11 protein-coding genes are annotated in these 12,933 nt (G+C 39.5%); 6 read left to right on the top strand and 5 right to left on the bottom strand.

Annotation, left to right across the window (positions count from 1 at the left end):
- Positions 1-93: 93 nt before the first annotated feature.
- Positions 94-1,821 carry an ABC transporter ATP-binding protein gene (locus G7061_RS02570; RefSeq protein WP_166118624.1) on the top strand — a complete coding sequence of 576 codons (1,728 nt, stop codon included), beginning with the start codon at positions 94-96 and terminating at the stop codon, positions 1,819-1,821.
- Positions 1,822-1,830: 9 nt separating this feature from the next.
- Positions 1,831-3,588 (top strand): ABC transporter ATP-binding protein, encoded by a 1,758-nt coding sequence (locus G7061_RS02575; protein WP_166118627.1) that lies wholly within the window; start codon positions 1,831-1,833, stop codon positions 3,586-3,588.
- A gap of 26 nt (positions 3,589-3,614) precedes the next feature.
- Here G7061_RS02575 and G7061_RS02580 read toward each other — a convergent pair whose 3' ends face one another.
- Genes G7061_RS02580 through G7061_RS02600 form a run of 5 tightly spaced genes read right to left on the bottom strand, consistent with a single transcriptional unit; the run spans position 3,615 to position 7,193 of the window.
- The gene (locus G7061_RS02580) at positions 3,615-4,169 is read right to left on the bottom strand and encodes a glycoside hydrolase family 73 protein (protein ID WP_166082964.1); all 555 of its coding nucleotides are present in this window, start codon (positions 4,167-4,169) and stop codon (positions 3,615-3,617) included.
- A complete protein-coding gene (locus G7061_RS02585) occupies positions 4,159-4,950 on the bottom strand; it encodes an ABC transporter permease (RefSeq protein WP_159635868.1) in 792 nt (263 codons plus the stop codon). The genes G7061_RS02580 and G7061_RS02585 overlap by 11 nt, the downstream gene beginning before the upstream one ends.
- Positions 4,950-5,579 (bottom strand): ATP-binding cassette domain-containing protein, encoded by a 630-nt coding sequence (locus tag G7061_RS02590; RefSeq protein WP_159639580.1) that lies wholly within the window; start codon positions 5,577-5,579, stop codon positions 4,950-4,952. The genes G7061_RS02585 and G7061_RS02590 overlap by 1 nt, the downstream gene beginning before the upstream one ends.
- Positions 5,580-5,629: 50 nt before the next feature.
- Positions 5,630-6,382: a type I methionyl aminopeptidase gene (gene map, locus G7061_RS02595; RefSeq protein WP_159639579.1), complete on the bottom strand. Its 753-nt coding sequence runs from the start codon at positions 6,380-6,382 to the stop codon at positions 5,630-5,632.
- Positions 6,369-7,193 (bottom strand): AraC family transcriptional regulator, encoded by an 825-nt coding sequence (locus G7061_RS02600; RefSeq protein ID WP_159635859.1) that lies wholly within the window; start codon positions 7,191-7,193, stop codon positions 6,369-6,371. Before G7061_RS02600 ends, map begins: the two co-directional genes overlap by 14 nt.
- A gap of 172 nt (positions 7,194-7,365) precedes the next feature.
- Between G7061_RS02600 and gnpA the strand changes: the two genes are divergently transcribed.
- The 4 genes from gnpA to G7061_RS02620 all read left to right on the top strand — a co-directional run bounded on the left by gnpA (position 7,366) and on the right by G7061_RS02620 (position 12,930).
- Positions 7,366-9,546 (top strand): 1,3-beta-galactosyl-N-acetylhexosamine phosphorylase, encoded by a 2,181-nt coding sequence (gnpA, locus tag G7061_RS02605; protein ID WP_166118633.1) that lies wholly within the window; start codon positions 7,366-7,368, stop codon positions 9,544-9,546.
- A gap of 216 nt (positions 9,547-9,762) precedes the next feature.
- Positions 9,763-11,082, top strand: a complete 1,320-nt coding sequence (locus G7061_RS02610; protein WP_166118635.1) for a carbohydrate ABC transporter substrate-binding protein — start codon at positions 9,763-9,765, stop codon at positions 11,080-11,082.
- A gap of 60 nt (positions 11,083-11,142) precedes the next feature.
- Entirely contained in the window at positions 11,143-12,039 is an 897-nt protein-coding gene (locus G7061_RS02615; protein WP_166118639.1) for a carbohydrate ABC transporter permease, read from the top strand.
- 12 nt (positions 12,040-12,051) lie between these two features.
- Complete coding sequence (locus G7061_RS02620; protein ID WP_166118642.1) at positions 12,052-12,930, top strand: carbohydrate ABC transporter permease; 879 nt, start codon at positions 12,052-12,054, stop codon at positions 12,928-12,930.
- Positions 12,931-12,933 lie beyond the last annotated feature (3 nt).

A 12,933-nucleotide genomic window follows, 5' to 3' on the forward strand; every position in this document is an offset into this window, starting at 1 on the left:
TTCACGTTGCATCTCTGTATACAATAAAAAATAAGTCTTGTATAATGTTCGAGACTTACCCAACGAAATGATATTAAAGAGGAGAAAATGTGTATGGATATTTTAGGGAAATACATAAAAAAATATAAATGGTGGTTTGTTGCCTCATTTGTATTAATTGGAACCTCTGCAGCAGCACAGTTAATCCAACCAAACATCCTTGCAACAATCATTACAGCAATTGTTCAACAGGACACAAGTACAATTACACGATTGGGTGTAATTCTGATCGGTTTAGCATTGCTTGGATTTGTAGCAGGGATTCTAAATACCGTCATCGCAGCACGAATTGCACAACGTGTTGGGAGTGAATTACGCGGGGAAATTTTTGAAAAGGTACAAGAATTTTCCTACAGTAATATTGAAAAATTTAGTGCAAGCAATCTCGTGATTCGTCTTGTTAATGACACGCAACAAGTTCAAAACTTGATCATGATTATGTTGCAGTCCTTAACACGTATCCCAGTTATGTTTATTGGTAGTTTCATTCTCGCAATGACGGTTTTACCACAATTCTGGTGGATTGTTATTTTAGCGATTGCTCTCGTTGGCCTTGTTGTCGGTGCAGCTTTTGGAAAAATGGGACCACGCTTTGGAAAAATCCAAATGTTAATTGAGAAAATCAATGCGATTGCAAAAGAGAACTTCATTGGTATGCGTGTCGTAAAATCATTCGTCCAAGAAGATTCAGAGAAAACTAAATTCAACGCAGAAAGTGACATCCTCACTAAAGAAACAATTCAGATTGGCTATATCTTCTCAATTATGATGCCATCCTTTTTCCTCATAATGGATACTGGTATTGCACTTGTTATGATTTTAGTAGGACGTAGTGCGGAGGTTGATCCAAGCATTATTGGAAACTCCGTGTCCTTTATCAGTTACTTAGTTATGGTAATGATGTCCTTAATGATTGGTGGAATGATGGTAAGCTTCTCATCACGTGCTTTTGTTTCTTTAGGACGTATTAAAGAAGTAATGGAAACCGTACGTGATATGGATTACGTGAGTGAATCTGAACCAATTGCTACAGGAGATGTTGTCTTTGAAGATGTGTCTTTTGCCTATGCAGAAGATACACCTGATACCTTGAAACATATAAGTTTCAGTGTTAAACATGGTGAGACTTTGGGGATTGTCGGTGCTACGGGTGCTGGAAAAACCTCCTTAGTCCAATTGATGGCACGTATTTATGACCCCTCATCGGGTCGTGTGCTCATTGGAAATCAAGACTTAAAAGCTGTATCTGAAGTGGTCTTGCGTCAAGATGTTGCACTTGTGTTACAACGACCAACATTATTCTCAGGAACCATTGCGGATACAATTCGCCAAGGAAAAAAAGATGCAAGTCTTGAAGCAATGCAACGGGCTGCGGATATAGCCCAAGCGTCTGAGTTTATTGCGAAAGAGCCCAAAGGGTTTGAGTCAGAAGTATACCAACGGGGAGCTAACTTCTCAGGGGGGCAAAAGCAACGCTTGTCTATTGCTCGTGGTTTAGTTGGTAATCCTAAAGTATTGATTCTTGATGATAGTACCAGTGCTCTTGATGCGAAGAGTGAGAAAAAAGTTCAAGAAGCTTTAAAAACAGACTTACCCAATACAACAAAAATTATTGTTTCTCAGAAAATTTCGTCAATCATTCACGCTAACAACATTCTCGTTCTTGATGATGGTGAATTGGTGGCTCAAGGCACTCATGCATCACTCATGAAGACGTCGGAAATCTATCAACGTATTTTTGAATCGCAAAAAGGGAAAAACCTATTTGCGTCAGAAGAATAGGAGGTACTTATGAAAAGCACATTAGGGTATTTTTGGAAATATATCAAAATCCACAGTCTCAAACTGTGGGTCGTGATAGCAGCATTAATCGTAAGTACATTCTTAACGGTTAAATCACCAGAATTTATTGGTGAAGGAATTAATGAATTGGGTGCCTATATCATGGGCAGCCAAGACAAATCAGGATTCTTTAGAGTTATTATGCTGATGATCATCTTTGCGGTTGCATCATGGGTATTCAATTTGATTCAAAACGTATTAATGTCGCAAATCTCAGGAGATGCAACCAATGATATGCGAAAAGATCTCTTTGAAAAACTCGAAGGACTTCCAATTGAATATTTTGACAAATCGAATGATGGCGATATTTTGTCACGATTTACCAGTGACTTGGATAATATTTCAAACACGTTAAACCAATCCATCCATCAAATAATGGTTAATACATTTATGCTTGTTGTAACCATAATAATGATGTTCATGAATCATGTTGAATTGTCTTTTGTAGTCTTGTCCATGTCACCCTTGATTATCGGTGCAGCCATCTTCATTATTAAGCAGGCACAGAAATTTGTAATCTTACAACAAAAAAGTGTCGGAGAAATGAACGGCTACGTTGACGAACAGTTTTCAGGCCAAAAGCTGGTTATAGCGAATGGTTTGCATGATGAATCGCGTACACAGTTTCATGAGAAAAATGAAGCATTGTTTGAAGCAACGTTTAAAGGACAGTTTTATTCAAACGTCCTCTTCCCAACACTTCAAGGTCTTTCGATGCTAAGTACTGGAATTGTAATCTTCTATGGTGCGTGGATGACATCGGTTGGTCGCCTCCCTATAGCACAAGCTGCGGGTACCATCTTCTTATTTACACAATATGTACGAATGATTTACCAACCTTTATCACAGATTGCATCCCAATATACACAAATGCAGTTGGCGTTTGCTGGTGCATCACGTATCATGGAAGTACTTCAGGAAGAAGATGAAAAAGATCGCAGTACAGTAACGGCGATCGATGGCATTCATGGTGATGTTAATTTAGTGGATGTATCGTTTGGTTATGATGAGTCATTGGTTCTTCATGGTATTAATATATCAGCGGATAAGGGACAAATGGTCGCACTTGTTGGTCATACAGGTTCTGGTAAAACAACGATTATGAATCTTCTAAATCGCTTCTATGATGTCCGTCAGGGGCGAATCGAATTTGATGGTCGCGATATTCGCGATATCTCATTACCAACTCTACGGAAACATGTCGGTATCGTACTCCAAGATTCTGTGTTGTTTACAGGTACAATTCGCGATAATATTGCTTTTGGAGATCCTCAGGCATCCCAGGAAGCCATTGAACGCGTTGCGAAACAGGCCAATGTCCATGACTTTATCATGACGCTTGAAGATGGTTATGATACGATTGTAAGCGAAAGCAACAGTCGCATGAGTGTTGGTCAAAAACAATTGATTAGTATTGCGCGAACGATGTTGGTAGATCCAGATTTATTAATTCTAGACGAAGCAACAAGCAATGTTGATACTGTAACCGAAGCTGACATTCAACAAGCAATGGATGTTGTTATTGAAGGGCGCACAAGTTTTGTAATTGCGCACCGCTTAAAAACGATCCTCAAGGCAGATAAGATTGTAGTTCTAGAGAATGGTCGTATCATCGAAGAAGGAACTCATGAGTCCTTACTCGCAGATGGAAATCATTATGCCGAACTATACAATAACCAATTCGTCTTTGAAACTACGATTGATTAAAAAGAAACCGCACCTTATGTGCGGTTTTATTGTGTCAAATCATACTCAAATAAGCGATAGGTTTCGATAATCTCGATGAGTTTCGCAGCGTAATTTGGGTCGGTCGCATAACCACCATCCTGTAAAGCTTGAGCGGCTTCGCGATAAGTTCGTGCTTCACGAACCCCATCATAGCGGGAAAGATACATCAATTCAGCATGGTCCGCAATGGATGTTCGATAATCGGGGTATCGTCGAAAGGTATCATCCATTGAGGCAAAGGCACCATCTTCGAACTCAGTTGTGGTAACAATATAGGATTCCCCGTGATAGTCACCCTTAATCCCAAAGAGATTATTTGCTTCGGTCGACAGTTCGCTTTGGCCCCAATTGGACTCAAGAATAGCTTGCGCGTAGACAACACTTTTAAATGTCGGATGCGGGGTCATATTGGCATTCAAGGTTTCAATAAACTGTTCTTGAAACGATATCTCGGGCTCTGAAAAATGATTGCGAATCATCATGAAACCCATGGATAAGACGAAAACGAGTAGAACCCATCCAATCATACTTGGTTGTTGTTTGCGTCGTTTACTGCTCATGTTGATACCAAGTTATTTGTTTGCGTTGCGAGATTAAAGTAGGGTATCCCCAGTATAGAGCCACAAAGGCAGTCAAGGTGACACTCGTTGCAATCGAAATCATGATTGCAATTTGGTACATAATAGCCGTAAGTGGTAATGTGCCCGACAGAATTTGCCCTGTCATCATCCCTGGTAATGCGATAATTCCCATGTTAAGCATGGAGTTTAACGTTGGGATGAATGCCATTTCTAAACCATTCTTTACATGTGGCATAAGAATTGCTTTAGGTTCGATACCGGCATTAAGGAGTGTTTCAGATTTTGCACGTTCTTGGTCAAGGTTTTGTGTGAAGGCTTTAAGACCTAGGTTCACAGCTGTCATCGAGTTTCCGAAAATCATTCCACCTAAGGAAATCGTATATTGTGGGTTGAAGAAATCGGTACGAACGACCAATGTAACAAAAAAGACAAGAATTAGTGTACCGCACCCTGCGATGGCCATGACAATGCGACGACGAAAGGCTCTATTCAAGCGTTGATTTTGCTTAAGAATACGGTGGCTCGCAAAGATAACCATTGCAACTAAATAAGCGACCACAAATAAAGGGTGGGGATTGCCGAAGACATATGTTAAGACGAGCCCTGCGAGGTAGAGTTGAATCGACATCCGTAAACTTGCTACGAAAAGCAGTTTGCTTTGGTCGATTTTTGCATATTTCATAATTGCTAAAACGAGTATGAGTAATACATAGACAGTTGAAAATTGTAGAATATCGAGTTGAATAATTCCAGAGTTCATTAGTTTTCACCTCGTTTCACAGCACTAAAGTCAATCAATGCATCTGCGTATTCACGCGCCAAATCAGGATCGTGACTGATAACGAGTGCGGTCATTTGCTTGGTTTTTATATATTTTTTAATATTTTCGAGAACTTTTGAACCTGTAGTTTTGTCTAATGCAGCTGTCGGCTCATCTAATAAAAGGACCGTCGTCGCAAGTGACACAAAGATTGCAATGTAAACGCGTTGTCGTTCACCACCAGAGAGAACATCAACATTCTTATCGAGATCAAATTGTGCTTCGGCAATTTCAAGAAATGCTGATATTTCAGTATCAGTTAGTGGTTCTAAATGTCGTAGCTCTCGGAACTGATTAAAATTAGTACGGATGGTTCCAGGAAAGAGAAAAACTGATTGACCACATAAGAGTAAATCTTGACGCAGTGCGATAGGGTCTAAGGTATTAATATCACGGTCATGATAATATATTTGGTGATCGTCGACCGACAAAGTACTGTTTAAAAGTTTGAAAAAAGTACTTTTACCGACCCCGCTGGGTCCGATGATGAAACTCATAGACTGTGCTTCAATTGTGATGTCTGGGTACATCAACATGTTTTTAAAGGTTAAATTTTTGGTATGTATCATAAAATCCTCCACATCAATTATAACGCAAAAAAAAGAAAAAGTAGGAGATCCTACTTTTGTAATGTGAGAATATGAGGTTTACCATCTGTAATGGCGAGGGTATGCTCGTATTGGCAACTTAGTGAGCCATCTACAGTGCGCGCGGTCCAACCATTTGAATCCAGTTTTGCATAGTGAGTGCCAACATTTACGATGGGTTCAATCGTGATGACCATGCCTTTTTTGAGAAGCGTTCCGGTCCCTTTTTGACCAGTAAATGGAACCATTGGGTCTTCGTGAATGGTAGGTCCCAAACCATGACCCGTAAATTCTAAAGACATTTTATAGCCAAATTGTTGGATATATTCATCCATGACAAAACCGATGTCACCCGTACGATTTCCCACAACAGCTTGTTCAATGCCTAATTCAAGTGCCTTCAGTGTTGCATCCATAAGTGTTTGGATGGGTTCTGGTGCATTGTCTCCAACACAGTAAGCCCAACATGAATCGGATAAGAATCCGTGCAAATCAATGCAAAAATCAACTTTAACAAGGTCATTAGCCTTTAAAACTTGTGATGTTGGAAAACCATGGCACATTTCATCGTTGACGCTAATGCATGTTGCATATTTGTAGCCTTGATAGCCAATTTGGGCAGCGGTTCCGCCATTCTCTTCGATCATCGATTGGACAAATTGATCAATATCGTGCGTTGTAATTCCAGGTTTAATAAAGGTTCGTAGCGCCTCGTGAACGCGTGCAAGCAGTTGCCCAGATGCTTCCATTCCTTCAATTTCACGGGCAGATTTAAGTGTTATCATGGTGTTCTCCTTGTTGTTTAAATGCTGATGGTGACATCCCTAATTTCTTTTTGAAATATGCAGAAAAATGGGTGGCACTGTTAAATCCGGTTGCGGTAGCAATATCGGATATCGAATGGTTGGAGCGCAAGAGCAGTTTCTTTGCTTCATTCAACCGTTTATTGAGTAAAAATTCGATGGGTGAGTATCCTGAATGATCTTTAAAAATATGGGATAAGTAGAACTTATTAAAGAACGTTAAGTCGGCAAGTTCATCTAACGTAATATCCTGTTTATAATGCGTATTAATATAGTTTTCCACGAAGATACATTCATTTTTGCCCTCAGTTTGTGATTGTTTGATGGACATTTTTAAATGTGTGCGTCGCAAAATATTTATAATGAGAACATTAAGAAGATGGTCAGATACAGATTCTAAAAAAGCATCCGGTGACTTAAATTCTTGTAATAGTGAGCGCAAATAGAAAAGCACTTCATGCTTATATTCTTGGTAATTATGCATAGAATATCCACGATATTCATCCTCGTTGGGAATAAAGGTCATCCCTTGGATTCCCAATACGATATAAACAAGTGGATCTTCATTACTACTCATCTCAGTATGCATTATATTCGAGTCAATAATAATTAAATCATCACTTTGAACATTGACAGTGTATCCATCAAAGAAGAGAAACTTTCCTTTTCCCGATACGACGTAAAAGAGTTCGGTGAATGAATGGGAGTGCAAAATAGAGTGCCAGTTTTTTTCATAGGCGTACTGCTCAATGCTTAAAAGCTTAGGTTTCACGGTCTGATTTTTTTTGTTCATGAATGAAGAGGCTCCTTACTTCTTAGTCTATATGTTTTTAACCGAATGTCAATTATTAAGAAAATGAAATTATAGCAAGATACCGTAAATTGTCCACAATTTACGCATTGTCGGGCTTCAATAAGATTGGGTATGATGGGTGTAGAACGAAAATAGAGATTAGGAGTTTATTATGAGCGAAACAAAAGGCCGACTTACATTACCTGGCGAACATGAATTTTATGATGAAACGAAAGAATTGATGCGACGATGGGGAGCTGATGCAATCCGTGATAGTGATGGGACGAAGTTAGAAGAGCGTGTTAAAGATTTGGATGCAAAAATTTATACAACATATTTTGTAGCACGAAACTATAACGAGTTTGCCCTTCAACACTTGGATGAAACCCAACAAATCTTTGTTATGAGTGAACGAACCATTGCAACGTCGACCCATATTACGATTGAAATTTTGAAAGGGTTCTTCACTGAACAAATTCAACCCAATACCCTAGAAGATCCAAAAGAATGGTGGCAAGTACATAACCGAACAACGGGTGAATTACTCCCTGTGGATGCATGGACTTATGATGCAGTGACACAATCCGTCACAATCAATAATGTGCAACCCTTCCATGAATACACAGTCAACTTCTTAGCCTTTGTAATGTGGGATCCAACACAAATGTACAATCACTTAACGAATAATTGGGGTGATGTTCCGAAAGACATACCGTTTGATGCTCGAGGTCCCAAATCATGGGAATTCATGAAAGCAACATTACAGACATGGTTAGAAAACAATCCTAAGACAGACGTGGTCCGGTTTACTACCTTCTTCTACCATTTCACCTTATTCTTTAACGATATGAAAAAAGATAAGTTTGTCGATTGGTTTGGCTATGGCGCTAGTGTGTCACCAGCAGCCTTGAAAGCATTTGAAGCGGAACACGGTTATCGTTTGCTTGCCGAAGACTTCATCCAAGCAGGAACGTACAACTCAACCTTTAACGAACCAACCCAACGTTACCTTGATTACATTGATTTCCAGCAGCGGTTTGTCGCAAGTCGAGCAAAAGAACTGGTCGATATGGTTCATGCCCATGGTAAAGAAGCGATGATGTTCCTGGGTGACAACTGGATTGGTACCGAACCGTATGGTGACTATTTTGCTTCAATTGGTTTGGATGCCGTTGTTGGTTCTGTCGGAGGTGGTGCGAGCCTTCGTGTTATTGCAGATATTCCACATGTTAAATACACTGAGGGTCGTTTCCTGCCTTACTTCTTCCCAGATACCTTCCGTGAAGGAAATGACCCTGTAATTGAAGCATCAGATAATTGGTTACGTGCACGTCGTGCAATCATGCGTAAACCTGTGAATCGTATTGGCTATGGTGGTTATCCAAGTCTTGCTTACCAATTTCCGAAATTTGTCGATTATGTCGAACGGATTGCCGATCAATTTAGAGATATTATTGAAAACATTGAAGACGTAAAACCACATGCCACTTTAACGGTTGGAATTTTAAACTCATGGGGTCGTTTACGAACCTGGCAAGCCTTTATGGTTGCGCATGAATTGTGGTACAAACAAACATACTCTTTCTACGGCATGATGGATGCTCTTAGTGGCATGAGTGTCGATGTGAAATTTATTAACTTCGATGATGTGAAGCAAGGTGCCTTAGCGGACATTGATGTTGTGATTAATGCCGGTCAAGCAGGAACTGCGATGAGTGGCGGAAGCAATTGGAATGATCCAGAAGTTGTAAGTATCATCCGCCAATGGGTTCATGAAGGTCATGGATTCGTCGGTGTGGGTGAACCCAGTGCATACGATAAATCTGGAAAATTCTTCCAACTTGCAGATATCTTAGGGGTTGAGCGGGAACGTGGTCTAACACTTTCATCAAACAAATACTTCTATACTGCCATGGATAAACACTTCATTACGGAAGACAAGACGCAACCATTCGAAAGTGGTGAACCTGTAACGAATATTTACGCAACCCATAAAGAGACTGAAGTCATCGATATCCAAGATCAAAATGTAACGATTGCGGCGAATCAATATGGTCGCGGTCGCGGTGTCTATTTATCAGGTCTTCCATACTCTTCGGAGAATGCACGCATTCTCTACCGTAGCTTATTCTATGCCGCAGGAAAAGAAACAGAACTACACCGTTGGTTCTCGACAAACTTTAATTGCGAAGTGAATGTGTACCCAGCAATTGGGAAAGTTGCAATCATCAATAATACCGCCGATGAGCAACGCACAACAGTTTATGATGGCAATGGAAATGCCCATACAATGATTCTGAGAAGTGAAGAACTCCGTTGGGAATCCATTGTGGAAAATTCAATTCAACTTTAAAAGAAAGAGAAACGTATTCGCTATAAGCATACGTTTTTTTCTTTTATCTATAGATATTTCGAGATTGTAAAGAATATGAAAAGGAAGCCCAGAAATACGATATGTATGAAATTTATTAGTAAACCGGTAAAAACAAGATATTACAAGACAAAGGCAACATTCACGTAGTGAGAACGCTTTCAAGTATGTATGATGAACTTACAGGAGGATTTACTGATGAAAAAATTATTTGTTGTAGCAGTAACAGCATTACTTGTTCTGACAGGATGTGGCTCTAAATCTAAAGATACGCCATCGGCATCAGAACCTACAGTCTTAAAAATTGCCGGCTTAGAAGGTGGCTATGGAAATAAAGGACTTGAAGCTGTAGCCAAAGCTTTTGAGGAAACGAAAGGTGGCACGGTAAAAGTTGAGCTCACCTTAGCGAAAAACATTACTGACGTTCTACGTCCACAAATTCAAGCAGGTGATGTTCCAGATGTGATTCATTTAAGTATTGGTGCTGAAGGAAAACTAACAGATACTATGATTGCAGAAAAGAACATTGAAGAAATTTCGGATGTTGTAAATATGAAAATTCCTGGTGAAGAAGTAACGGTCAAAGATAAAGTGCTTCCAGGATTTCTAGAAAGCATTCGTACACAACCTTATGCAGATGGTAAAACATATCTAATGCCTCAAAACTATTCACCACTTGGTCTATTCTACAATGAAGGACTCTTCGCTGAAAAAGGCTGGACAGTTCCAACAACTTGGGATGAAATGTTTGCTTTAGGAGATAAAGCAAAAGCAGAAGGAATTGCCCTCTTTACATACCCAACAACCGGGTACTTTGATGGATTCTTCTCGTCACTCTTAAATGCAACAGCAGGTCCAGATGTGTATGCCAAACTGATGAATTATGATGAAGCGGCATGGAAACTTCCTGAAGTGAAAGAAGCATTTGATATTGTAGGGAAGCTTGCAACATACACACACCAAGATACCGTTGCACAAGCAAATAAAGAAGGGTTCACAAAGAACCAACAATTAATTTTGGATAATAAAGCACTTTTTATTCCGAATGGAACATGGCTTACTGAAGAAATGAAAGATGCACCACGTACAGATTCATTTAAATGGGGATTCACAGCAATTCCAAAAACAACGAAAGATGCATACTCATCAACATTTACCGAAGAAATGTACATTCCTAAAGGAGCAAAAAATATTGATGTTGCGAAAGAGTTCTTAGCATTTATGTATTCCGATAAAGCGGTAGAGCTTCTCTATACTAATGGTGGAGCAATCCAACCAACAGCAAAAGCAAATAGTCTAATTCCAGCAGATGATGAAAAACATCTCTTCTACAGTGTCTATGATAATGGTGCAAAAGCAAACACAGTTGGCTTTGTTGCACACGATGCAGTTGAAGGTGTTGATTTAACATCACCAGAAGGTATTTTATATGGAACTGTAAATGCCGTTGTTTCAGGTCAAAAAACAGCAGACCAATGGTACAACGAAGTCGTTGAGGCAGTCGCTAAATTTAACTAGTACGAAGTTTAACGGCGATGGATGTCTATTCATCGCCCTTATTATGAGAAGAGGTAGCTTATGATCCACAAAAAATCCCGAAATCGCTTTATCATTGCATGTTTGGCGCCGGCTCTAATATTAATTGGTGTCTTCATGGTTTATCCAACCCTCAATATTTTCTACATGTCGTTGTTTAAGTGGGGTGGGTTATCAGCCAACAAAACATTTATCGGGTTGAGTAACTTTGTAACCTTATTTGGCGACCAAAAATTTATTCAGTCATTTCAAAACACCATACTATTAATCGTTATTGTAACACTTGTTACCTTTGTCTTAGCCATTCTCTTTGCGAATGTCTTAGTCCGTGAAAATGTGAAAGGGAAAAGTTTCTTCCGCGTTATTTTCTATATTCCGAATATTTTATCGGTAGCCGTCATATCAGCGGTCTTTGCGCAGATTTACGCAGTGGATCAAGGTGGTCTCTTAAATAGTGTCATTGCATTATTCAAACCTGATACCTGGCAAAGCATACAGTTTCTCGGAGATCCGAATATTGTCTTGTATTCAATTATTGGAGCGATGGTTTGGCAGGCGGTTGGTTACTATATGGTTATGTATATGGCAAGTATTAGCAGCATACCTGAGCATATGTATGAAGCCGCTAAAATTGAAGGCGCGTCAAAAACACGACAGTTCTTTCAAATTACTCTACCCCTGATCTGGACGAATCTTCGAACGACACTGACATTCTTTGTCATTTCGACGATTAATATGAGTTTCTTATTTGTAAAAGTCTTGACCTCGGGAGGACCGGGTGGATCCAGTGAAGTTTTCTTAAGTTACTTATATAAACAATCTTATGACAATGCATCGTATGGCTATGGTATGGCCATTGGTGTCATCGTTTTTATATTCTCGTTTGCTTTATCAGCCATTATTAATCGTGTTACTAAGCGTGACACCATACAAATGTAGAAGGAGCGTAAAATGACAAAACTTAAAAATATGCCAATTGATAAACTCTACAAACTGTTTGTATATGTTGCGTTAATAACGCTGGCAATTTCAATCATTATTCCGTTAGGTTGGGTATTTCTTGCATCGGTGAAAGCTCCCGCAGAATTCTTTATGAATCCTTGGAAACTTCCCGAATCCTTCCATTTCCAAAACTATATCGATGCATTCAACCAAGCTAAAATGGGTGAGTACTTTATGACATCGATTATAGTGACAGCATTAGCAATTGTAATCTTGCTTGTTACAGCGATACCGGCTGCTTATGTGTTGTCGCGTTTTGACTTTAAATTTAAGAAACCAATTAATAGTCTTTTTATGGCAGGTCTCTTTATTAATGTTAACTATATTGTTGTTCCGATTTTCTTGATGCTATTGGAATGGAACCAAGGTGTTAAAGCAGTGTTTGGTGATGTCTTCATCAACAATCGATTCACACTTGCATTGGTTTATGCGGCGACAGCATTGCCGTTCACAATTTATCTGTTATCTGGATACTTCAAAACTTTACCCCATGCGTTTGAAGAAGCGGCATCAATTGACGGTGCTTCACATTTTCAAACGATGATGAAGATAATGATACCCATGGCCAAACCTAGCATTGTGACAGTCATTCTATTCAATTTTCTATCGTTTTGGAATGAATATATCATTGCCCTCACTCTGATGCCCGGCACAACCAAAACTTTACCTGTTGGTTTGATAAATTTGCAACAGGCTGCACGAGGAGCTGCAAATCCAGGACCGTTGTATGCGGGATTGGTGATTGTCATGCTTCCAACCTTAATATTGTACATCTTTGTGCAAAACAAATTGACCCAAGGGATGACTCTTGGTGGATTGAAAGATTAGGAG

The sequence above is a fragment of the Erysipelothrix sp. HDW6B genome (genome assembly GCF_011301115.1).
Taxonomy (GTDB): Bacteria; Bacillota_I; Bacilli_A; order Erysipelotrichales; family Erysipelotrichaceae; genus Erysipelothrix; species Erysipelothrix anatis.